The following is a 22,836-nucleotide window of genomic DNA, read 5'->3' as shown; positions in this document are numbered from 1 at the left end:
AACTATCACCGGAGGACGTACCGGGCTCCCCGCCGGTCGCCCTCGCGCAGGATCAGGTCCTTTTCCATCATGGACGTCAGTTCCCTGAGCGCTGCCTGCCGGGAAATCCTGAACATCGATACCAGGTCCCCGCTCTTCACCGACCCGTTCGCGTGGATGAACTCGATGATCCGCATCTGCCGCTCGGAAAGGGCCACCTGGCCGCGGGCCGCTTTCCGGTGCTCATCGGACGACAGCAGCAGCACCCGTTCCTTTACCCGCGAGAGCGAGATCTCCACGCCCTCCAGGAAATATTCCAGCCAGGCGGTGCAGTCGGGATACGTCCCGTTGGTGCGTTTCAGCACTGTATAGTACGCGTTCCGGTCGCTGTCATAGAAATCATCGAGCGTAAAGAACCGCCTGGTATCGAACTCCCGCATCGTCAGGACCAGGGTTGCAAGCGCACGGGCCGTCCGGCCGTTGCCGTCCACGAACGGGTGGATCCGGACCAGCTCGTAATGGGCAAGGCCGGCAACCAGGACCGGGTGCAACCGGCGGGCATCGTCCGAGTTCAGCCAGGCAACCAGCCGTTCGACCTGCGGCCGGACCTCCCCGGGAGCCGGCGGCGAGAACACAACCTCCTTCGTACGACGGTTCCCGACAACGACCCGCACTGTCCGGAACGCCCCTTCCGCGGCCGGATCATCGAGCGTATCCCTCGTGATGTCGCGGTGCAGCGCAAGAATTTCGGTTTCAGAAACTATCTGTTTTTTCCGGTACCTGCCGATATGCTCCAGCACGTGCAGATAATTCAGCACCTCGGCCCTGGCCCGGCGGGATGCCATGACCTCCCGGCCGTCTGCCAGCCGGCTTACCTCCTCGAGGGAAAGGGGGTTGCCTTCAATCGCCGTGGACGCATGGGCCGCACGGACGAGCTGCTCCCGCCGGACCGAAACCTCCCATTTCGGAACAAGGTGCGCATGAAGGATCACTTCCCGTGCAGCAGTGATGGCTGCCAGCCGCCGGACCATATCATGGGAGTAGGTAAAGACCGGGACAAATGCAGGGGTATCCTTCATGAAATCTCCAGATCACGACACGTTTTCGTTCCTGAAAAGTGATTATGGTGCCGGAGTAAAAAAATCACCCGGTCTTCCGGAGGCGGCCCCGCGGGAATTTTCCGGCCGGTATTTGGGGGCGGCCTCACCCCTCCCGCATCAGCGGCTTGACGATCGCAGCAATCCTGGCATCCAGTGCGGTAATCCGCTCAAGGATCCGGACTTCCGTCTCATTGTCTATCCCGTTGAAGATCACCGGCTCGTCGCGATCGATGCACATCAGGCCGCTGTCATCCATCCCGGCCGACCACGCGTGGCACCAGACCGTGACCTTCGGATCGAGGTCCAGGTTTTCCGGCCGAAGCAGCTTCGCGATGTCAGGGCCAAAGCGCGATTCGAACGGTTCGCCATCGATCTTCCCCTGCCGCAACTCATCCTTCTGCTGCAGGTCAACGGCAAGGGCCGCGAGCAGCCGGTCCCGCACTGCGGGAGAGAGATCTTCCGCTGCATTACTGCAGATCTCCCGGATGCGGGCAATGCCGGCATCGACCGCCGGCACCCCGTCGCGGAAGTCGTGGTACACCTCCGCTGAAAATATCATCGCGGCCCGGTCGCCCGGTCTTCCCGGGTCCGGCACGGCATCGACGCATACGCATACGATCTCGATCATGCCGTCGCGGATGAGTTCTTCCTGCGCTTCGGGAATCATTGTTTCAAAGAGTTTTGTCATCGTTATTTCCTCCTTTGCTATGGTTGTTCATCTTCTGTTCCTGTCGAGGGAAATGGGAGTCTGGTCCGGATGATACCAGAGAGTGCTCCCGGAAAACCGTGTGTTGGATCCCCCTGCGTGCTGCAGGTCATCGGGCCCCCTTTTCCGCAGCCCCAATCCTGCCATATCCTGTCACTATTCTCCGTCGTGAAAACGCCGGTTTTGGCCCGATACCCTGCTGTTTTTCCGTACAACACTGTCAGAAGGGGTGGAAAAGTGGTCAGTCCGGGCTCAATACGGGCCCGGATGGGATCAGCCCCGATAGGGGAGGGCGGATTCACCCCCTGCCGGCGGGGGATGGGTGTCCTCTCGCTACTCACCCTCCTCCCGGGCCTTCCTCAGCCAGGAGATCCGGCAGTACAGCAACAAGAGCGGATGCGACCGGGTTTTCCGGAGTATTCCCGGCAGCAGCAGGTTCCGGCGCTGCCGGTTTTTTTTCTTCCGGTTCTGCCGGATTTTTTTCTTCGACCACTGCCTGAATTTTTTCCTCCGGTTTTGCCGGTCCGGCCATAGCCAGCTCTTTCCCGTCCGTCCCGATCTCCACAATGCCGTGATCCAGCACGCGGAAGAACCGGAGCACGCCGTACCGCGAGTACAGCCAGAGCTCGCGGGAGACCGGGCTGCCGGCCGGATGGAGCCGGAGCCGGGCAATGGGATCGGCAAATTCCCATTCAATCTCCGCGAGGTCCAGGTACAGCCGCGGGGCGTACCGGATCCGGATGATCGCGATGATCCCGCTGCCCGACACCATCAGGTCGGCTGTGCCGCCCCGCGTGCGCCGGAAGAACTCAACGTGGCCCCTGGCGAATGCAACCGGCAGGGCTGCATCAAATCCCCGGTCCGGCTGCGGTCCCTTGCTCATACCGCACCCCCGGCCGCCCGCGCCACGCGGCGGAACTCGCGCCGGATCGGCCGGGTCCGGATGCTCACCGTATAGAAGCGGAGCTCCGAGCGCTTCACCCGGATCCATTCCAGCTCCTCGCCGAACCGCCGGATCCATTCATAGATCACTTTCGGGATGAGCCAGAGCGGGATATCCACGTCGTGCGCTGTCCGGCGCCGGGGCATCACGTCCACCTCCGCTCCTCTGCCCGGAAGAGGTGCCGGGCAAGGCGGTCGATCTTGTTTGCCAGCCGATCCGGTAACCGGAACCGGTCTCCGGCACGGAGGAAGAAGCCGGCCCTGCTGTGCCGCACCGCTGCGCAGTCTTCAGCCGGTCCTCCGTCACATTCATTCATCGTATCTGCCGGGCCTGCAATCTCCCGGCTGTAATTTTCGCTTTCCATTGCTATCACCCCGATATCTGGTGAATGTGTTCAACGTTCATCGCCGCACACTCCCGGTCAGTCAAAGAACACAACACGTTCTTTTCCTGTTTCAGCCCTGACGGGCCTCAGCATCCGCAAACCCGGGGCTCACCATCCCCGCCCGGAACAACGGCAGACGTCCGTACAGCGTACAACAACAACGGCCACCGCCGGTAGAGCGGGAGGACAACTATCGTGCGAAAACTGTGCGGGGATCGCCCGCGGAATCAGAAATACCGGAAATAATCCCACCGGTGCAGCGGTGCCTGCGGGCCGGCCCGGGCACGGGGCCTGCCGGCTCCGGTTCCTGCAGTACGATGTACTCAGGCGCCGGGGAGGCAAGGCCCATCATAGCCCAGAGCAGGACGACCGGGAGGACGAGGAGAACGGCAAACCGGCCGGTCAGTACGACCGGGCGGCCCTCGCCGATCAGCCTCATCATCACGGGAATGCAGGACTCATCGCGCATGGTGATTAAACTCAGAAAGATAATTGAGAATAAATAGTTCGTGGTCTCCCTGAACCCGCAGGTATAACCCTGCACCGGGGGGATCAGGGAGGATGGGAGTCATTCTTCCGAAGAGTCGGGAGGTAGCAGGTGCTCTGAACGTTTCTTGGTACACATTTTCCGGACCGGTGATGCCGGGTTCAAAAAAATCCCGGACGAAAGTAACCGGTTAATCCTGTTCTTCGGTAAGGACTTCCGGTTCAAGAATGGCAATAAGGCGGGGGATATCTGTTGTCACCGTATCCCAGATCTCATCAAGGTCAACCTTGCCGTAGGAATGGATGAGCATGTCCCGCATTCTTGCCATTGCCGACCATTCTATGGCAGCAAACCGTTGGATCGTTTCCGGTGAGAGCCGCTTCGATACTTCACCGATCACTTCAAGGCAGCGGATGACCGCATACTGGCACTGGCGATCAGCAGAAAAAGAATCCCGGGTCTGGCTCCGGATAAATTCATGAGCATCCTTTGCCATGAGGAGAATGTCCAGCAGGTACGCATCGTCACGCACCATAGACCTTCTCCAGGGATGCCAGAATGCTTTTTTTCCGGATGTAGTTCCGGCTCTGTTCCACCGCCTGCCGGGTAAGGAGGTCGACACGCCTGCCAAAGATCCGTTCGAGATCCTCCTCCATCCGGGCGAGCTGGATGAGGGTATGACGGGATCCCTTCGGGAAATCCACAACGATATCGATATCGCTCTGTGGACCAAAATTATTGGTAGTAACCGATCCGAATACCTGGAGCTCCCGTATATTCCATTCTTTACAGAAGGCTTCAATCTGTTTTTTCCGGCTCCGGATGAGTGCATTCATGAATCGGTATCACACGGATCAATATACAACGGGAGCCCTTTTTAATTATTATCCCGGCAGATCTGAAGAGATATTCCCGATTCCACCGGACAATATACAGAACCCCGGAATGACCCAGCCACCTGTTGCCGGGTCACCTCTCCGGGGACGTGCAGATCCGCTGTCGGGAGCGGTTGCAGGGGAGGTAAGGCACATCCCGCCCACACCCATGCATCGCCCACCCACGCCCGCTCTCAGAACAGCGGCCGGAGAACCTGCCGGGCCTTTTCAGGGAGGAAGCCGTACATCGAGCCGGCCATGACCGGCAGCCAGGCTAGGATCTCCTCCCGGGTCCGGCCGGTGGCCCTGCAGTACTTCTGCAGGTACATCTCCTCAAGCCCTCTGCCGCCGAGTATGAGGTCCATGTACGTCCGGGCGGCATCGGCTGCCGGGTCGCCGACCGCGACCTCGGCCCAGTCAATGATGCGGTACACGCCGTTCTCCAGGAGGATGTTGCCGTGGTGGAAGTCCCCGTGGCAGATGGAATAGCCGTCGGGGAGCTGTGCCATCAGCGCAAAGAGCCGGTCCTTCTCGGCCTGCCTCAGGCCCGGGCTGATCATGATGGTGCCGTAAAGGACGAGCTTGATCGGGCGGAACTCGGTTGTCTGTACCTTATGCATCGCGGCCTGCAGCTCAACGACCCGGTCCGTGCACTCCTCCATCTTTGCCGGGTCACGGAGCATGATGTCCATCAGCGTGTCGCCACGGACCTGGTCCATCAGGAGCGCCGTCCGGTTGCGGAAGGTCTCGACCCCGTACACTCTCGGGGCCGGGATGTTGTTGTCCCCGACCACCGCGAGGGTGAAGGCTTCCTGGAAGACCTGCTTCCGGGGCTGGCCGGTCCGGTACACCTTGGCCACGATACCGTCCCGGGCATAGATGACCGCGGACTGGCCGGCGCCGATCCTCTCTCCGTACCGTTTCACGAACTCCTCTTCGTGTTCCTCGCCCCCGCCGGGAGCCTCGATGCAGGTGTCTGCCATGCTCTGTATCTCCTCACAACGACCGGTGTGTGTCCTCAGTATTGGGCTTCATTGCTCCTAAACGCTTCGCCGGGGGAGGGGGGAGTGCTGACAAAAGATTCTGCTCCTGAGAAAACTTCCCGGGGGAGCGACAGAGCGGGATGGGGCCACGGGCGCCCGGGGTCTGCCGACCCCCGCCACGCGAAGAATCCTACGGATTCTTCTCATCCTCACGGTCTGTCGACTGTTCGGACCGTGAAGCATGAGCTTATCCTTGCATCAAAAAAATGGCAGGGGGTCAAGGGGGCCTGCCCCATCGGGCTGCATCCCCCTCAAGGGGAGAGAGGGGGTCACCCTCACAATTCCACTCAGTGCATTGCAGGAGTGGGTTTCTCCGGAGCAAAAAATCCCGGAGAATTGTTCATGAACCGGAATTCATATCCGAAGAATGAAAATTACACAATCCGGGATATTTATGAGTGGTCCCCGCTTCAGGGCCCCTCCCGGGACACGGCGGGGCCAGAGCAGGTTATGGAAAAACCGGCAATTGAGGGCCACCGCGGGGCGCCCCCGCGGGGTCCGAATGGTTCGTAAGAACCATGGGGATGAGAAGAACCCCCGCGTTCTTCGGGGAGACGGCAGGGATCCTGACCGGGGGTATGGGGGCATCAGCCCCCATCATTGGTCGAATAAAATGATTTTCAACGGAAATTATTTTCATAGGATGAGAACACGCTCCTTCGCGCCATTCCGGACCCCGTTGGGGGTGTCAAGGATCGTCAGCTCTGGTGCAGGAGAATCCCGAAAGTCTTCAGACTCCAACGATGAAATGAACAAGTTCTTGGAAGACCACCCTGTCTTCAACCCGGGGGCGCTGGAGATTCCGCAGCTTACAAAAACGATCGCAACCCACCATACTTCCGGCAGAAAAATCACAGGACTGCATGGCCGGCAGGCAGGAACAGTCGCCTGCGCCGGCACATGCACCCAGGGATGGTACGTATGACAAACGACACACCGCACACGGCACCGCAGACCCCGGCTCCGGCCCGCGGGTTCGATTTCACGCTCGAGCCGGTCATCCTGCTCGTCCTCTCTGTCTTCATGCTCCTCTTCGGCATCCTTCTCGTCCCGATCCATACCGGCACCCTCCCGTACGCCCCTGACAGCACGTACGGGCTCTTTCTGGTCATCATCGCGCTGCAGGTCATCACGCTCGGGCGGACACCCTTTGGCAATGTGCGGCGCTCGTGGCTCGTTATTCTCGTCGGCATCGCGGCAGCCGTCACGGGTATGGGGGCCTGCTTCATCCCCGGGGCGCTCTCGGCAACGGTCCGCACGCTGGCCGGCGCCATCCTCCTGCTCGGCGGTGCGACCCTCCTCCTCCGGCACGCGATGGACCGGGAGCGGGCACGGAAATGGATCCGTCACGGGGGCGTCCTCTCCCACCTTGCCCTCTCCTGCGGCCTCGTGTACCTCATGGCATTCCTCCTCGGCCTGGTCACGCTCGTCCCTGCCGTCACCACGGATTACCTCACCGCTGCCTTCCTTCTCATCGACGGGATCGCCCTTGCCTGGCTCGCGTGGAGCATCAATACCGTTGAGCGCCTGTACCCGCAGCCAGCCCCCGCATCCGCCCCGGCATGGGAGGGAGGCTGCCCGTTCTGCCTCCTCCTGCAGGACGCACCCCTTGATTTCACCACCGCCATCCTCGTCTTCCTTGGCACCCTCCTTGCGTTCCTCGCGATCCTGCTCGTACCCGTCAACCTCGGCACCCTCCCGTTCTCTCCCGACGGGCAGCTCGGCCTCCTCCTCGTCATCATGGCGATCCAGGTGCTCGCGGCGGGCGAGACGCCGGTCGGCCGGTTCCGGCGCTCGTGGCCGGTCGTGCTCATCGGCCTTGCCTTTGTGGCGCTCGGGGTCTTCTCCTGCGTTGTCCCGGGAATCGTGACAGGGATGCTCGTGGTCATGCTCGGGGCTCTCAACATCGCTGGCGGCATCGTGCCGCTCGCCCTGAGGGTGTACCCGATCGTGCAGCAGGTGAGAAATCCGCCCGCTGCGCCGGTCGCCATACCGCCGGTGCTCAAACATCTCCTGATTGTCCAGACCGTACTCAACATCGTGGGGATCCTCTTTGGCGCCTCCATGTTCCTGCCCGGGCTCATCCCGGGAATGGTGGTGGCGGTGATCCTGTTCTGCAACGGCATCCTCCTCTTCGCCCTCGCGTACATCCTCGGCCGGCTGCCGGCAGCGGCGTAAAGGATCCCCCTTTCCCCGCCCGGCACAAAAAGGAAACTGCAAATAGCGCCGGCCATAACAGAAAATTGGGAACCGCAGACGCGTTTCCGGAATGATCAGGAATGCGGATTAACAACAGGGACGAGAAGGTCACGCGCCGCATGCCGGCCCATTTCCGGCAGTGGATGCCAGCCGGGGGCGTATGCCCCTACGACGACTGTACGACAATCGAGATCAGGTACACGACCGACGCGGAGAAGCTCCGGCAGTACGTGCCGGAAGAGTTCGCCGTCACCCGGCCGCTTGTCATGCTGATGTACGAGCGGTGCTGCGGCGTGCAGTGGATGGGCGGGTCGGCGTATTCGCTCGCCTCCGTCTCGGTGCCGGTGCAGTACATCGCCGGGAAAGAGCCAATCGACGGGGTCTACCATCTCGTCATCTGGGAGGACAGGACCGAACCCGTCATCGGGGGGCGTGAGGAAGCCGGGATGCCCAAGGTCTTCTGCGACATCCCGCAGTACCGGAGGCTCGGCAACGATCTCTCGGTCAATCTCAGCCACGAAGGCCGCACGTTTCTCGAGATGGAACTTGCCATCGGGCGGGACTGCACCGCGGACGAACTTGCTGCGATCAACGCGGACAGCGGCCGCATAGTCCAGTTCGGCTGGCGCTACATCCCGAAGGTCGGCCCGTTCCCGGGCCCCGCCCTCTCCGAGGCAACGTACTATCCGGTGGACAACGTGTACACGGCCGTGTCTGCCTGTACCGGAACGGTGAAATGGACCGTGCCGCAGTCCGGCCAGCACCCGACCCAGCACGGCATCATCGCGGCCATCGCGGCCCTCCCCGTGTATGAATACCTCCCGGGCTCGTTCCGGAAGGGATCGTGCACCATGCGCATGGACCTTGCCCGTGCACTCCCGTGAGGCGACACCATGAGCACTGCATTCGCGGGAAAGGTCGTGATCGTGACCGGGGGAACCTCCGGGATCGGTGCTGCCCTTTCAGAGGAACTGCTGAAACGCGGGGCAACCGTGTGGGTCATCGGCAGCCGTCAGGAGAGCGTTGAGAAGGCAAAGAAGGTGCTTGGGGCGTACCCGAAGGCGAGGTTTGCTGCCGTGGACGTCCGGGACATTGCCGCGGTGGAGCGGATGGTAAAGGACTGTGTCAAAAACGACGGCCGCCTCGACTACCTCTTCAACAATGCCGGCATCAGCCAGAAGAATCCCTATACCGAGAGCACGCTTGCGGACTGGAAGGAGATGATCGACATCAACCTCTGGGGCGTTATCCATGGCGTGAACGCGGCCCTTGCGGTGATGGAGAACCAGGGAAACGGCCACATTGTCAACATGTCGTCGGTTGCCGCGCTCTACGGCACCCCGTACCAGACGCTGTACGTTGCCACCAAGAGCGCGGTCATCGGCCTGACCGACTGCCTGTACTACGAGTACCTGCCAAAGAACATCTTCTTCACCGTGGTCTGCCCGGGCGATGTTGCAACGCCGATCTTCCGGGGCCGCGTGCCGGAGGGTGCCGTGCCGGCGGAGGAGGCCGCCCGGATTATCCTTGACGGCGTGGAAAGGAAGGAACGGCTGATCGTCTTCCCGGACTTCATGAAGGAGGTGCTGGAGAAATGCAAAGACCCGGAATTCCGGGACCTTGCGCACAAATATTCCGAGAAGGAGTCCCGCGAGATGTTCGAATCACCGGAGTACCGGAAGTTCGTGGCAGACGGGAAGAAGGGGCAGAAACCATGAGCGTGCGGCATGCATGCCCTGTGAGAAGGTGAACGTGATGAGCAATGCGTTTGAAGGAAAGATTGCCGTCGTGACCGGGGGCACCTCCGGCATCGGCGGTGCGGTATCGGAAGAGCTGCTGAAACGCGGGGCAACCGTCTGGGTCATCGGCAGCCGGCAGGAGAGTGTTGAGAAGGCAAAGAAGTCCCTTGCGGCGTACCCGAAGGCGAGGTTTGCGGCCGTGGACGTGACGGTCGGTGACCAGGTGAAGGAAATGATCGGGACCTGCGTCCGCGTGGACGGCCGGCTCGATTACCTGTTCAACAATGCCGGGATCGGTATGACGCACCCGAGCCGTCACCTGACGCTCGACATGTGGAAGAAGGCCGTTGACCTCAATCTCTGGGGCGTCATCTACGGGATCCACTATGCCCTGCCGGTCATGCTCGCGCAGAAGGGCGGGCACATCGTGAACACGTCGTCCGTTGCCGGGATCATCGCGCCACCGTCCCAGGCCGTGTACTGCGCCACCAAGTACGCCGTCACGGGCATGACCGAGTCGCTCCGCTACGAGTTCTCCGACCAGGGCATCTCGTTCACGACCGTCTGTCCCGCGAACGTCGCGACCGCAATCTTCGGCAGCGCAGAGGTTCCCAAAGAGGCGATCCCGGCCGATGAGGCGGCACGGATCATCCTTGACGGCGTGGAAAAGAAGGAGGGGCTCGTGATCTTCCCGGAGTTTGCCAGGAACCTGTACGAGCGGTTCCTGCATGACCCGGATCTGAAGGAGAGGTTCATGCTCGAGTACGCAAAGCGCCGCAATGCCGGCTGGGCGAGCGGGGTGCCGTACCTCGGCATCCCGGATGATATGCTCGGGATGAAGTGAATCGTCTGTCTGTTTTTACCGGCCCCGTTCCCCGGGCCCGGCGGGCTGCGTCCCCTCCCGGCGAGGCCGGATCCTCCCTTTTTCCTGCATCCTGCCCCGGACCCTGCCCGGCTCCATTCCACAATCCTTTTACCCCCGCTTTCCTTAATGGGAATCCTGAGGTCTCCTCCATGGTCCTGCCCTGCCGATCGTCCGGAAATGGCCCGTCCCGTTCCGCTGCATGTATCGCCATCCTCCTGCTCCTGCTCTGCTGCCCTGCCATCTCTCCCGCCGCTGCGGCTGCCAGTACCGGCAGCGGAAGCAGCCTGGTCCGGCTCACGGTGAACCCGGACATCGTGCTTGCAACCACCACCACGACAGCACCGCAGCAGACCGTCACCTGCCAGGCGCCCTGCGAGTGCATGCAGCGCACCTCTGCGATCCGCCTGTGGGGTGAGGACGGGTTCACGCAGTGCAATGAACGGCCGTGCGCAGTCACGTACGGGGTGACTGCCGCTATCCCGTCGTCGTACTGCTTCAGAAAGAAGGTCACCGCCATCAGGACCGGCCCTGAGGTACGGACAATCAGCCCGGCGCTCTTTGTCACCACCACGACCACCGCGGCCCCGGTCGCCGTCCAGCCCGGCATCACGAAGATCGCGGTGGCGCCGCACGTGAACCTGACCTGCGCGGGCGGGAGCGACACCGATTACGGGATGTCGCAGTGCATCCAGACCGGGCCGCTGCCGGGCGACAGGCTCTGCAACCCCGTGGCGGACGGCATCCCGGATGCCTGCGACAACTGCCCCGCAGTCTACAACCCGGGGCAGGAGGACTCCGATGAAAAGCAGGTCTGCAGCGTGCTGCCGGAGAGCATGGGCGGCGGCACGAAGTGCGATATGAAGTCCGACGGGTTCGGGGACGCCTGCGACAACTGCCCGCACGTCTTCAACCCCGGGCAGGAAGATTCAGATCTCGGGACCACCTGCCACGTCCTCCCCGTGAACATGGGCGGCGGGATCCAGTGCGACCCGAAGCCGGACGGTGTGGGGGATGCCTGCGATAACTGCCCGTCCGTGTACAACCCGGACCAGAAGGACACCAACAACGACGGGGTCGGGGATGCCTGCGACCCGTGCGTGAAGATCGGGAAGGCCAACTGCACGGGCACCTGCCGGGATGTCTCGGGCGATACTGCCAACTGCGGCGCCTGCGGGCATGCCTGCGCCGCGGGCCAGACCTGTTATGGCGGCCAGTGTTATGACCCGTACGTGAAACTCCTCTTCGTGCCGCTCAACTGGAATGGCAACCAGGCCAGCTTCGATGCCGCGGTGGACCAGCAGGTACAGTTCTTCGCCGGATCCATCCCGCTCGCGTCCTGTCCCGGCCGGATCGGCGTCACGAAACTGAGCGTCGCCACCCAGAACTTCAACACCTTCACCTGCGTCAAGGGCTCCGACTCGGGCCTCGGCCACATCCGGGACTACGTGGACGGCCTCGGGATCAACCGGGCGGATTACGATGCCGTTGTCGGGATCGTGCAGGCGTCCCCCTGCCCCAACGTTGCAGGCTGGAGCAACCTTGCCGATACGGTCTGGGTCCTGCATATCGCGAACTACACCAGCTGCACGGCCCACGAGCTCGGGCACATCTACGGGCTCTCGGACGAGTACTGCAGCAACCCGGCCGGTTCCACCGACTGCCGGTGCAATGACGGCGACAAGGCGTCCACCACCTGCGGTGTCAGCGGCGGCGACGGGGCAAAGACCGGCGACCGCAACTGGCTCGATTCGAACCTCGGGTGCAGCCCGTCATCGGGAACCTGCTGCAGCTGGGACAACAGCCACACGTGCTCGGTGGTGAACTACAATATCTGCTGCCGGGGCAACCAGGAATCCTACGGCGGCCGGTGCGTGATGTCCTACCTGGATGCCTCGGCTGATCCCCGGAGTTTCTGTACGCACTGCAAAGACTGGCTCGCGTCGGTCCCCCAGCTCCAGTGCCACTCCCCGCCCCTGCCGCTCAACAGAACCATCGTGGAGATCTCCGCCACCATCCATGACGGCGGCATGGTGAGCAACGACCGCATCGTCCTCACTGATGGCAGGCCATCGTCCGGTATCGCGAGGAGCGGTCAGTACCGGCTCACGGCGGCTGACGGCAGCGGTGCGGAACTGTACAGCCACCCGTTCGACGTGTACTTCGATTACGACGGCCCCCGGCTCCTGGGAGAGGACTATTCCGGGATCGCGACCAGCGCCGTGGAGATCAGCTACCGCATCCCGTACACGGCCGCGATGAAGAAGGTGCGCATCTACCACGGCGACACGCTGATCTTCGAGAAGGAACTGGACTTCTGCAACAATGACGGTTCCTGCGGCTCGTCCGAGACCCATGCCACCTGTCCCGCAGACTGCCCGCTCGGTAAGAAGGACACCGTCTGCACAAAGGACGCCGACGGCACCTGCGACCCGGACTGCAGCGCCGGCATTGACCCGGACTGCGGCGGGGCGGTACCGGCAGGCGGCGGGGGAGCGGGATTGCCGCCGGGCGGGATCCCGTCGTGGGTGCTTGTCCTGGCCGGGATCGTTCTGCTGATCGCGGCGGTCACCGGCGCGGGCTGGTTCCTGCAGCGGACGAGATAGGAAGTTCCCTTTTTTTGGATTGCCGAAAGACCCCCCGGCGGGCGATGCAGGCAAAAAGGGGGGTGCGGGATTCCCCGGATGATACGCCGGGGAAACGGGGGCGGTGAAGGGTCTGGTAAAAAGAGTGATCCGAAGCCGGGGCCGGGGGGAGTGCCGGCTCAGGAGTCCTCGAAAAACCCGCTGGAGACCGGGCGGACGGGGGCGGGCACGTATGCCGCACGTCTCTGGGGGACGGACACATGCGCCGCCGGTTTCGGGGGGACGGGCTTGGTCGCAGGCGGTTGTACCGGGGCCTGCGTGGACAGAGGTGGTTTTGCGGCGGATGGCACGATTGCAGGCGGTTGAATCGGGGCGGGCGTGGACACACGCGGTTGTACCGGGACCGGCGTGAACAGAAGCGGCTGTGCCGGGACGGGGGCCGGCATGCGCCCGCTGCCCGCAAGCAGCCCGGCCTGCCGGGCAAGGGCGTCAACATAAATGGTGTGGGCATTCATTCCGAATCCGGTGCGGGCAGACATGGTCTTCATCAGCTGAACTCTCCTGAAAAAAGATGGGCATGCCGGGCTCATATATTCGCCAAATCCGAAGGGTTCATTCAGCTAACCGTGCGGTTCAATGCACCGGCCGGGTGCCGTCGGAGCCTGCGAATGATCGGAATAATATTTCAAAAGATATATACCGCACCGCACCGACTTTTTCATCGCATGACGGTACGCCCTTTTGATCCCGGGTGCTGCAGGAGATGGCCCGTGAGTGCAGTGGTAGCGATGCTGCTGCTGTTCGCGATGGCGATGGCGGCGGGGTGCGCTGCTTCACCAGGCCTGAATAACAGAACACAGGTCATACCGGAAGACAAGTACATTTTCCTTGAGCACCACGTTAACACAAATGGTGTCACCGTATCCGGAGAATGCTCGCCCCTCCTGATGATTGACTTCCCCTTTTATCATTTTGACAGAAACAAACGGATATTGACGGTTACGGTTCCCAAAGGCGAATGGGTAAATGATTCGTTGCTCATGTTCTACGGCAGTGGCGAAAGCCTGAGCGGAGTGCAGGGAGGGGGCGAGAGATCCGGCGCAGGTCCTGTGTATGCATTGCCCCGGTCAATCGGCGATATGACCCTCGATTCCATCATGGCAGACGGGACGGTTCATTTTCATTATCAGGACAGGCAGTTATCTCTCAAAACGGGTGAAAGCTGGGAAAACATCACCCGTGTTATGGAAACACGCAACCGGCCGGCATACAGTAAAAACTGTACTGCAGAGATCATTACCACCGATGCATTCTATAATGCCGGTCTCATGGATAAGAAAAGCATCGTTCTCCGGGTACGCTAGAGGAGGAAATGACTGTGTCGCGGTTCGTCATTCTCGTGATCGTTCTGTTTTCAGCGGCGATGGCGGCGGGGTGCACAGGAGATTCAGAGATGCCCTTTGAAATTCCCGGGAGCACCAGCGTTGTGGTAGCTGGAGCAACTTCCGTCAGCGGGCTTGGTGAAAAAGGTGTGCAGGATCCGGAAAGCCTGAGGCTTCTTCCCTCATTACGCAGGTTCGATCTGGTTACCTTCGATCACGCAGCGATCAACAAAAAACTGGAGTCCGGGCAGGGACTTCCCGTACGGATCCGGGGGAAAGAGTATACGGCCACCATGAGCCGGATGAATTTTGCAGCAACCGATAACGGGATTTATTCATACCGCGGTAAGCTGGATGGCGAAAAATCCAGCGAGGTCCTGTTTACGACAAGTTCAAACCTTCTGACAGGACGCTTTACCCTCAACGGGGAAACGTTCTGGATCGAAGCCGTTGAAAACAGGTCCCGCGGCAGGGACAATCCGGCCCCGCTGCATGTGATATACCGCTCAGAAGATGTCGTAAACAGGGGCCCGATCAAACTCTGCGGGGGCGGATTCGAGGTATACCGCCTGAATCAGGATCCCCAATGTGAAGGCGAGGTTATCAGCGTCACGGAACAGGATATCGCAAACCTCCCGGAACTCGGGGAAGTACTACGCGGAGAGAAAGAATCATACTGCACGAACCGGTCCTTTCGGATTAACACAACCTGTGCAGGCGGTGGCTCATATCACTGCGAAGATGGAGCGAACATAAGCAGGTATGCCAGTCCTTCAGGATATTCGTCGAAATTTCGTAACTGTCTCGAATACCGGGGTGTATATTACATCCTCTCTAAAACATGGATTTCCTGAAGGGTATGACCGAAATGACCGCACGCCCGATTGTCACTGAGCGCCAGAGGCCGGTGAGCGCAGCGGCGGCGCTGGTGCTGCTGCTCGCGATGGTGATGGCGGCGGGGTGCACAGCACCGGTGCAGGACACACCTGCCACCCCCGCGATCTCCCCCACACCAACCGCTCCGCTGACCGACAGGGAACTTGCGGAAAAAGCCATTGCCGATGCAAAGATGCAGATAGAGAAGACCGATGCTGTTATCGACTGGTTCAGAGGAAACCTGAGCACGAGAGATGATTCGCAGCTCCCGGTGATCATGACGAAACGGGAAATTGCGTATAGTTACGTTGTTGCCGCGGAGGATGAGTTAGCACAGGGGAATTATCAACGGGCACGCGAAAAGGCACAGGATGCATTCACCAAGGCGAATGAATCGTATACCGAAGCACTGCAGCGCCAAAGATTCGGTGTATCAGAAGGTTGCGGAAAGATCAAGTCCTTGGATATCGTCATTATTTTTATTCTTGTTATCCTGTGCAGCTTCCTTCCGGCGCTTCTGGCAGCATACACCTGTTCGCTTTTCAGGATGAACCTCGTGCCCGCGGCCGGGCAAATCCGCACATACGCAAGCCGTATCACTGACGAGCACGTCTTTACCGGGGCACTGGTCACGTTCTCCGCCATCCTCTTCATCGGGGTTGTGACAAAACAGATCTTCCATCCCCGCCTGCCCTTATCCGGAACCACCATTACCATCACCGCCTTCTGAGCAGGACTGGTTATCCTGACAGCGGTCGTTTCTGTCGTCATCGTCGCGATGGTCGCCGCGGGGTTGATCGGGGCACATTTGAAGGCGGGCCGGAAAGGATCCTGGCCGGACGGGGGAGCGCAGGCACACCAGGGGCGGAACATGCAGGCTCTTTATGAAATCCTCGCCGTCATCCTTCTTCTTATCCTTGTGTATTTTTCCGTAATGGTTGCCTTGACCATCCGGGGACCTTTCGTCATGTGCATGTGATAAAAAAAAGACCGTGGGATCCTCCTGCCGGCAGGAGGATGTCCTGTTCACTCCACGAACCGGCAGTTCTCCGGCGGCACCGTCATCTCGAAGCGGGCACCGGCGCCGGGGGTGCCGGTCTCTTTGATCGTGATGCCGGTGATGTCCAGGATCTCTTTTGAGAGCGCAAGGCCAAGACCGGTGTTCTTCCCGAAGCCCATGTCGAAGATCCGCTCCTTCTCGTTCTCCGGTATACCGTCGCCGTTGTCCTCGCAGATGATGACCGCCGTGCCGTCATCCTCCTCGCGGGCATAGAACTGGACTGCGGTAATCTTGTTGCCGTACCGCACCGCGTTGTCGAGGAGGTTGTAAAAGACCTTCACGATGAGCGGGTCGGCGAAGACCTCCATGCCGTGCGGGAGATCGTTGTGGACGGCGATCCGCCCGAAGTCCCCACCCGCCATCCCGTCCACAATGGACCGGCAGTCGTGCCAGACCGGCGCGGAGATCCCGATCTGCTCGTACTCGCGCGTGAACTGGATCATGCCGGCGATCTGGTCGGCTGCGGCCGTTGCCTTCTGGCAGTATACCGCGAGTGCCGGGTCGGTCTGCTCCTGCTCGATGAGGCCGAGGTAGATCTTGAGGCCCGTCAGCTGGTTGTTGATGTCGTGCCGGGTGATGGAGGAGAGGAGCCGCTGCTTCTTGTTTGCGACCTGGAGGGCGTTCGAGAACTGGAGCAGCTGGTCCGCCCGCTCCCGGAGGAGGCCCTCGAGCGCCTTGCGCTCGGTGATGTCGATTAAGAAGAAGAGGCCCGCGGGCTCGCCATTGTACCGTACCGGCCGGCCCTTCACGATAACGGGGCGCCGGAACCCGTTGGCGGCAACCAGCATTGTCTCGTAGAACGGCGGGTCGTTGGTCTTCCGGCAGGCCTCCATGTTGGCTGCCATCGTTCCCTGGAACTCCTTTGCGATATACGCGAGGAGGGGCACGCCGGCCATCCCGTCAGCGGTATACCCCAGCGTCCGCACCAGCGCCGGGTTCGCGTACAGGATGTGCCCGTCGGCGTCGTACACCACGATGAAATCGGTCTGGGTCTCGGCACGGGACGGGTAGAAATCGTCGGCGCTGCCGGTCTTCTTCTTCTTTTTAGCCTGTTTTTTCCCCGCGGCCTGCGGGGATACCGGGGCGGTTGCGGAACTGCTCATAATCACACCGCATTGAATGCTTGAGCTCATTTTTGAACCCGTTGGTTAAACCGTTTCCGGTCAGCGGGGTGAAAGTGAAGGGGAGGGAAGGGGCGGTGCGGTTTCCTGTGGAGGGGGGCCGGTGAAGTGCTTTTTTCATTTTCTGCATATGTTCAGCCATACCAGAACTATCGCAGCGATCGCCGGGAAATCCAGGAAACCGGGAGCCGATGGTGTCTGCTGGTCTGGTGAAGGGATCTGCTGACCTGGTGAAGGAGTCCGTGGGGAACGATAAGGGACACCGCAGAACTCTTTGAGATATTTTCCATCAGAATTGAACTTCAGGATGCAGTTGTCGGCACCCGTGGTGACATAGATATTATCATCACGGTCTGTCGCAGCATCATAAAATGTGGCCTCCGGGTTTTTTGAAAAACTCTTCAGGTCCCATTTGAGCAAAAATGTCCCGGAACCGGTAAATTTCTGGATGCACCCGATTTTTGGATCAATCACATACACAAATCCCTTCCGATCAACCGTGATACCGAGGGGGAGCATGAACTGGCCGTTGCCGGTTCCTTCCGAGCCCCATGAGGTCAGGAACGTGCCGTTGGAGGAGAATTTCTGGACGCGGTAGTTTCCCTTATCAACAACAAAAAAATTTCCCTGCCTGTCGAAGGCAATATCATACGGCTGGTTGAATTGTCCGTTACCCGATCCTGATGAACCCCATTTTGCAATGTATTCTCCGTCCTGTGTCATTATATAGATGCTGTCGTGCGCCCCATCAGCGATATACAGGTTTCCCTGAGTATCCACTGCTACTCCACTGGCAACATGGAAGAATAACTCATAGACACCAAAGGAACTCAGCGAACTCAGACATCTGATCCCATCGTTTTCAAGGAAATCCCAGTGGGTGATATATTCCCCGTCAGAAGAAAATTTCTGGATGCGGTTATTCACAGAATCGGTGATATAGATAAAATCCCGGTTGTCAATTGCGATATTCTCAGATTCCCTGAACTGCCCCTTCCCGGATCCGTATGAACCCCAGTACGCAACAACCTCTCCCCATGGAGAAAATTTCCAGATGGTTGCATTAATGCCATCAATCATGTAGATATTATCAGCAGAATCCAGGGCGATTCTCTGAGGCACTCTCCGGACAGAGATATTAAGAACCTGTTTTGCAGCAATTGACCTGATGAGGGGTATATCATCCCGCCGGAGGATGCTGAAACCGGATTGTTCAGGCACCTGTCCGGGAGTTTCCGGCGATGTTTTCCATTTGTAAAGAAAAACACCATCCGCAGTGAATTTCTGGACACTCTCATCCGAGGAATCGGTAACATAGACATGATCGGTCTCATCGATCACAATGTCAAAAGGTTTCAGAAACTGACCGTTCCGGACGCCCCGTGTCCCCCATTTTTTTACAAAAGTCCCGTTACCCGTGAATTTTTTCACACAGGACAGACCAGTATCGATAACATAGACAAAGCCATTTCGATCGACTGTAATACCTCCGGGCTCTAAAAATTGTGTATCACCGGTTCCTTCCGATCCCCATGCAGTCAGGAAGGCACCGTCTGATGAAAATTTCTGGATCCGGTAATTTCCATAATCAGATACAAACACATTTCCCTCGCGGTCAACAGCAACATCCTGCGGGAGGAATAATTGTCCGTTTTCCCTGGGGACAACAGCGGGGATCCCATCAAAAATGAAAATTTTCCCGCCGGCACCATCTTGTGCGGTCTCAGTCTGAGGGGAGAGTTGTTTCCCGGTTCCTGTACCGTCTGGTCCCCATTTTTCCAGGAATTTCCCGTCGGATGTTATGACGGAGATACTATTATTGAGTACGTCGGCAATGTACAGATTTCCGTCAGGACCTGCAGCTATCCCGCCAAGGGAATGGGTTGCCATATACCAATTACTGTCACACGTTGTTCTCGGTACCGGGCACCACCCGGGATCATCCCGGAAATAGTCCCAGTGGGTAATGTATTCACCATCATGAGAAAACTTCAGGATCCGGCGGTTTTTCTGATCGGTGATATAGACAAAACCCTGGCTGTCACTCGTGCTGTATGTTGCCCAGCCAAGCTTTCCTTCATCAAACCCTTCCGAACCCCATGTTGAGATAATCTGACCCGATGGTGAAAAAGTCCGTACTGCATGATGCCGGATTGTCACAAGAATATTCCCGGCAGGATCCAGAGCAATACCGGTTGAATTCTGAAAGATACTGGCATCCGGAACGGGCTGCGGGGGTCCGGCACAACTACCGGCAGCCGGCGCGATCAATAATGCTGCCAGAACGAAGGAAATTGCGAAAATTGTTTTTATCTTTTTCATCGGTAGAGTTCCCCTGAGACTGTCCTGTGTTATCATGGACTGGTATCAGACACATTCAGGGTTCGTGAGCCCGATTTATTAATATCGCGATATTTATCCTGCCAGCCGGAGACGTCCGCGATCATGCGAATCCTCCATTCCTCGTAACCCACATCTCTTTGCCACGCTGAGTATCAGGCCTGCGAAGTAGGACTGATTTGCAGAAGCCGTCAGGCTTCCAGGTGTGTGGGGTCATCAGAACCCGAACATGAGAAACCACAGGTTTCGAGCGGCGAGCGCCCGTGGCCCCATCGCAATACTATCAAAAATTTCGTCAACTTTTCTACAGAATTAAAAAAAATGAGGATACCCGCTCCTACTTCACCTTCACCCGCTCCGGAAACTCCAGCGTATGCTTCAGGCCCCAGACCTCGTACTCGATAACAACCTTCAGCACGTAGGTTCCCTTTGCCGGCGGGAAGAAGGTGACGGGGAAGATGCGGCTCTCCGCGGGCCCGAGCCCGGCCAGCTCGTGCACGGTTGATTCGCGTTTCATGTCGGCAGGGGGATTGACCGTGACGCGGATGGATGAGATTTCAGCAGAGCCGGTATTGGTGATCTCGAGCTCGATGCCGCCGGGGTCGCCGAATGCCGCCTCCTTTGTCATACTGACAGCCGGCCGGGGGATCACCTCAGCGGGTGTCTTCCGGTGGAAGACGTGACGGTGGGTATACACGATGTACGCGATGATGATGAGGAAGATAAAGGTGACCATGACCGGCACCAGCGGGACCAGGCTGCTGGTTCCGGTCTTCTGCGGGGCAGCGGCTGGTGCCGATCCGAGCTTTGTCACCGAAGCCTCCGGTTCTGGATCGGCCGCGGGGCGGACGCGGATCCAGTCGACGTACTGGGGGTAGTCAGGCTGCTCGTCAGAATGGTCGAGGATCAGTTCGACCGGCAGGGTGTCGGTGGCAAGGTGGCAGCCGGTCGTGTTGTACGTCACGTACGGTTCATAGTCCTTCTCCACGGCCATGCGGTCGGGCTCAAATGAGAGGCTGTAGGTATGGTACCCGGAGGAGTCCCAGAGCGGGGTTGCGGGGTACAGCATATTGTAACAGTCCTCCGTATCGCCGGCGTTTCTGAGCGTCATGCCGGTCCCCTCCCAGCCGTGGGCATTGATCCATTCGCCCTCTGCCGCCCCGGCCCAGAGGTTCGTGCCGCTGAGCCGGCCAAAGCCGATGTCCACGTCATTGCCGGAGGAGGCGTGGAACTTCCCCCGGACCTCGAGCACCTTGTCGTAGATGCCCGGCACGGCCGTGGTGCCAAACAGGCCCTTTTTGCCGGTGCTGATCAGGATACCGTTGGCAAAGGTGGCTGATCCACCGCCAGTTGCGGTCCATCGGCCGGTGTCCAGCGACGGGCCGGAAAAGTCATCGAAGAAGGTGAAGACCGCTGCCCCGTCCGACTCCGCTTCCGCTGCCGGGTTCCCCGAGAGCATGTAGAACGATCGTGTGCCGGACTCCGGCACGTTCACCCAGACAACGGCGCCCTGCAGCGGGTCCCAGGACTCGATCCAGTATGCAAAGGAGGTCCGGTCCTCATCTGCAAACCGGAGGTCTTCCCCGTGCGCCTGCGCACCGGCAAAGTCAAAGATCGCCGGGGAGAGGGAGACTTTTACCGGAAAATTGTCCGAGGGTGTCGGGCGGGAGAGATCGATACGCCACTGCGAACTCCAGGAATCCCCGCCCGTGTCCGCCGCAGGAACGGCCGGCGCGAGGAGGAGGAGCGCAAAAAGAAGGAGAATGTGCACCTGCTTCATCGGGAGCCACCTTATACAGACGGTACTCGATCCGGCAACCATAAAAAACCGTCGGATATGTGTTATCCCGGGGCCGGCAGGCCGGGACAGGCATCCCGTGACAGGCGGGGGCGGGGAAACAACATGCCCCCGGGCTGCCCGTGGGGCACCGGACTGATGGGGTGAGCGGGCCGGATCCGGGGACGTATGTCGAAGAACGCTATGCACTCAGAAGAGGGGAAGCGATGCCGGCCTTTGCGGCTGCAGGCCCTCAACAAACCGCACAATCTATTTCACCCTTAATTACAAACTCCGGATATTCAGGAGTGCCTATGAAACACGCTGACAATCTCCCCATGTATATCACCATCGCCGCGTTCGCAATCGCTGCCGTGCTCGCCGCCGGTTGCGCATCCGGGCCGGCCACCCATGTATACACCCCTGTGCCTACCGCACAGCCCGTCGCTGCTGCCGGCGCTGCCGGCCCGGGAGCGGCCACCCTCCCGTACGGCGTTACCGTCACGGTTCCCGCGGACTGGTCGCGGCAGGATGTCATGACGAGCGATATCCGGGACTATGGCAGGCGGGCGGTGCGGATCGCTACCTTCTCCTCCCCCGTCACGATCCCGGGCGACGCAAAGTCGGTAAATACCCTCAGTGTCGACATTGACGAGAATCCCGGCGCGGACTTCGAGGCGTACTTCAACCAGGCAACCCTTGCGCTCCAGGATTACTACAAGACCCGGCTGGACTCCCACAGCATCGTCAAGAGCAGCACGCTCACCGTTTCCGGCACCAAGGCGTACCAGCTGGACTTCCAGACCGAGGTGGTGAAGGGATACTACATCTTCACCAAGACTGACAAGGGGATGTATATCCTCGCGTTCCGGGGCGAGAACAAACCCACGGCCGTCCGCGCTCTCCAGGGCCGGACAGAAGAGATTGTGAAGTCGGTCACGATTGCCCCGTGAACGGGCCGGGCCGGCAGAGCGCCGGCATGAGAATTTTTTTTCAGGTTCAGAATCTCCGTGAGGAGCACGGGTGCAGGAAATCCGGTACCATCACTGTCTGGTAAAATAGAGGGGAAGATTACCAGCTGCCCTTTGCATCGACCGCGCCGGTATAGACGCTCGTGAGGATGCGGTGGAACACCTCACGCTCGTGGGGCGTTGGTGGATCGCGGCTGTCGGAGAGGGCAGTCTCGATCTGTCGGATTACGTCTCCTAGATTGGTCATGGGAAAAAAACCTCCATCCTGCCGCACGTCCGGAAGCATGCCGCAGAGATGATCATACGGTTTGCAGGGTCAGGGAAATATTGCCCCAATAGTCCGGGTTCATGGATTGAACCGGGCGGTTAGGGGAATGCCGGCGGACCGTCGTGAACCCGCCGGATC

Annotated in this window: 24 protein-coding genes and 1 pseudogene; 10 read left to right on the top strand and 15 right to left on the bottom strand. The window is 59.8% G+C overall.

Features of this window, described 5'->3' with window-relative positions:
* Positions 1-5: 5 nt before the first annotated feature.
* From A4E33_RS12375 to A4E33_RS12335, 9 genes are all read right to left on the bottom strand, one after another.
* Positions 6-1,058 (bottom strand): Fic family protein, encoded by a 1,053-nt coding sequence (locus tag A4E33_RS12375; protein WP_292348531.1) that lies wholly within the window; start codon positions 1,056-1,058, stop codon positions 6-8.
* Between the two features lie 124 nt (positions 1,059-1,182).
* Positions 1,183-1,767, bottom strand: coding sequence for a hypothetical protein (locus A4E33_RS12370; RefSeq protein WP_292348530.1), 585 nt, complete (start codon positions 1,765-1,767; stop codon positions 1,183-1,185).
* Between the two features lie 355 nt (positions 1,768-2,122).
* Complete coding sequence (locus A4E33_RS12365; protein WP_292348529.1) at positions 2,123-2,668, bottom strand: hypothetical protein; 546 nt, start codon at positions 2,666-2,668, stop codon at positions 2,123-2,125.
* Complete coding sequence (locus tag A4E33_RS12360) at positions 2,665-2,883, bottom strand: hypothetical protein (protein WP_292348527.1); 219 nt, start codon at positions 2,881-2,883, stop codon at positions 2,665-2,667. The genes A4E33_RS12365 and A4E33_RS12360 overlap by 4 nt, the downstream gene beginning before the upstream one ends.
* Positions 2,874-3,092 carry a hypothetical protein gene (locus A4E33_RS12355; protein WP_292348525.1) on the bottom strand — a complete coding sequence of 73 codons (219 nt, stop codon included), beginning with the start codon at positions 3,090-3,092 and terminating at the stop codon, positions 2,874-2,876. The genes A4E33_RS12360 and A4E33_RS12355 overlap by 10 nt, the downstream gene beginning before the upstream one ends.
* 211 nt (positions 3,093-3,303) lie before the next feature.
* Positions 3,304-3,582 carry a hypothetical protein gene (locus A4E33_RS12350; RefSeq protein WP_292348524.1) on the bottom strand — a complete coding sequence of 93 codons (279 nt, stop codon included), beginning with the start codon at positions 3,580-3,582 and terminating at the stop codon, positions 3,304-3,306.
* A 208-nt stretch (positions 3,583-3,790) separates the two neighbouring features.
* Positions 3,791-4,135, bottom strand: a complete 345-nt coding sequence (locus A4E33_RS12345; protein WP_292348523.1) for a DUF86 domain-containing protein — start codon at positions 4,133-4,135, stop codon at positions 3,791-3,793.
* Positions 4,125-4,436, bottom strand: a complete 312-nt coding sequence (locus A4E33_RS12340; protein ID WP_292348521.1) for a nucleotidyltransferase family protein — start codon at positions 4,434-4,436, stop codon at positions 4,125-4,127. The genes A4E33_RS12345 and A4E33_RS12340 overlap by 11 nt, the downstream gene beginning before the upstream one ends.
* A gap of 233 nt (positions 4,437-4,669) precedes the next feature.
* On the bottom strand, positions 4,670-5,458 hold the full coding sequence (locus A4E33_RS12335; protein ID WP_292348520.1) for a phosphotransferase family protein: 789 nt from the start codon (positions 5,456-5,458) through the stop codon (positions 4,670-4,672).
* Between the two features lie 808 nt (positions 5,459-6,266).
* On the opposite strand from A4E33_RS12335, the gene A4E33_RS12330 reads away from it, so the two are divergent.
* From A4E33_RS12330 to A4E33_RS12305, 6 genes are all read left to right on the top strand, one after another.
* Positions 6,267-6,443, top strand: coding sequence for a hypothetical protein (locus A4E33_RS12330; RefSeq protein ID WP_292348519.1), 177 nt, complete (start codon positions 6,267-6,269; stop codon positions 6,441-6,443).
* Positions 6,440-7,696 carry a hypothetical protein gene (locus A4E33_RS12325; protein WP_292348518.1) on the top strand — a complete coding sequence of 419 codons (1,257 nt, stop codon included), beginning with the start codon at positions 6,440-6,442 and terminating at the stop codon, positions 7,694-7,696. The genes A4E33_RS12330 and A4E33_RS12325 overlap by 4 nt, the downstream gene beginning before the upstream one ends.
* A gap of 101 nt (positions 7,697-7,797) precedes the next feature.
* The gene (locus A4E33_RS12320) at positions 7,798-8,601 is read left to right on the top strand and encodes an acetoacetate decarboxylase family protein (RefSeq protein ID WP_292348516.1); all 804 of its coding nucleotides are present in this window, start codon (positions 7,798-7,800) and stop codon (positions 8,599-8,601) included.
* 9 nt (positions 8,602-8,610) lie between these two features.
* Positions 8,611-9,435: an SDR family oxidoreductase gene (locus A4E33_RS12315; RefSeq protein WP_292348515.1), complete on the top strand. Its 825-nt coding sequence runs from the start codon at positions 8,611-8,613 to the stop codon at positions 9,433-9,435.
* Positions 9,436-9,448: 13 nt separating this feature from the next.
* The gene (locus tag A4E33_RS12310) at positions 9,449-10,300 is read left to right on the top strand and encodes an SDR family oxidoreductase (RefSeq protein ID WP_292348514.1); all 852 of its coding nucleotides are present in this window, start codon (positions 9,449-9,451) and stop codon (positions 10,298-10,300) included.
* Positions 10,301-10,470: 170 nt separating this feature from the next.
* Positions 10,471-12,924 carry a hypothetical protein gene (locus tag A4E33_RS12305; RefSeq protein WP_292348553.1) on the top strand — a complete coding sequence of 818 codons (2,454 nt, stop codon included), beginning with the start codon at positions 10,471-10,473 and terminating at the stop codon, positions 12,922-12,924.
* A gap of 158 nt (positions 12,925-13,082) precedes the next feature.
* On the opposite strand, the gene A4E33_RS12300 is transcribed toward A4E33_RS12305, so the two are convergent.
* Positions 13,083-13,451, bottom strand: coding sequence for a hypothetical protein (locus tag A4E33_RS12300; RefSeq protein WP_292348513.1), 369 nt, complete (start codon positions 13,449-13,451; stop codon positions 13,083-13,085).
* Between the two features lie 222 nt (positions 13,452-13,673).
* On the opposite strand from A4E33_RS12300, the gene A4E33_RS12295 reads away from it, so the two are divergent.
* The 3 genes from A4E33_RS12295 to A4E33_RS12285 are packed head-to-tail and all read left to right on the top strand — an operon-like array spanning position 13,674 to position 15,891.
* Positions 13,674-14,267: a hypothetical protein gene (locus A4E33_RS12295; RefSeq protein ID WP_292348512.1), complete on the top strand. Its 594-nt coding sequence runs from the start codon at positions 13,674-13,676 to the stop codon at positions 14,265-14,267.
* Positions 14,268-14,275: 8 nt separating this feature from the next.
* Positions 14,276-15,139 (top strand): hypothetical protein, encoded by an 864-nt coding sequence (locus tag A4E33_RS12290; protein WP_292348510.1) that lies wholly within the window; start codon positions 14,276-14,278, stop codon positions 15,137-15,139.
* Positions 15,140-15,144: 5 nt separating this feature from the next.
* Complete coding sequence (locus A4E33_RS12285) at positions 15,145-15,891, top strand: hypothetical protein (RefSeq protein ID WP_292348508.1); 747 nt, start codon at positions 15,145-15,147, stop codon at positions 15,889-15,891.
* Positions 15,892-16,187: 296 nt separating this feature from the next.
* On the opposite strand, the gene A4E33_RS12280 is transcribed toward A4E33_RS12285, so the two are convergent.
* The 4 genes and pseudogenes from A4E33_RS12280 to A4E33_RS12270 form a co-directional block, all read right to left on the bottom strand.
* Positions 16,188-17,324, bottom strand: a complete 1,137-nt coding sequence (locus tag A4E33_RS12280) for a PAS domain S-box protein (RefSeq protein ID WP_292348506.1) — start codon at positions 17,322-17,324, stop codon at positions 16,188-16,190.
* 135 nt (positions 17,325-17,459) lie between these two features.
* Positions 17,460-18,422 carry a 6-bladed beta-propeller gene (locus A4E33_RS12275; protein WP_292348504.1) on the bottom strand — a complete coding sequence of 321 codons (963 nt, stop codon included), beginning with the start codon at positions 18,420-18,422 and terminating at the stop codon, positions 17,460-17,462.
* Between the two features lie 489 nt (positions 18,423-18,911).
* Positions 18,912-19,232: pseudogene (locus tag A4E33_RS14765) on the bottom strand (hypothetical protein); the annotation flags it as partial.
* Between the two features lie 787 nt (positions 19,233-20,019).
* A complete protein-coding gene (locus A4E33_RS12270; protein WP_292348503.1) occupies positions 20,020-21,462 on the bottom strand; it encodes a DUF2341 domain-containing protein in 1,443 nt (480 codons plus the stop codon).
* Between the two features lie 311 nt (positions 21,463-21,773).
* On the opposite strand from A4E33_RS12270, the gene A4E33_RS12265 reads away from it, so the two are divergent.
* On the top strand, positions 21,774-22,412 hold the full coding sequence (locus tag A4E33_RS12265; RefSeq protein ID WP_292348502.1) for a hypothetical protein: 639 nt from the start codon (positions 21,774-21,776) through the stop codon (positions 22,410-22,412).
* Positions 22,413-22,530: 118 nt separating this feature from the next.
* Here the strand turns inward: A4E33_RS12265 and A4E33_RS12260 are convergent, their stop codons facing one another.
* A complete protein-coding gene (locus A4E33_RS12260; protein ID WP_292348500.1) occupies positions 22,531-22,677 on the bottom strand; it encodes a hypothetical protein in 147 nt (48 codons plus the stop codon).
* Between the last annotated feature and the right edge of the window lie 159 nt (positions 22,678-22,836).

Origin of the sequence: Methanoregula sp. PtaB.Bin085, assembly GCF_002067035.1 — an archaeon.
Lineage (GTDB): Archaea > Halobacteriota > Methanomicrobia > Methanomicrobiales > Methanospirillaceae > Methanoregula.
This window is presented reverse-complemented; position numbering and strand designations above follow the sequence as displayed.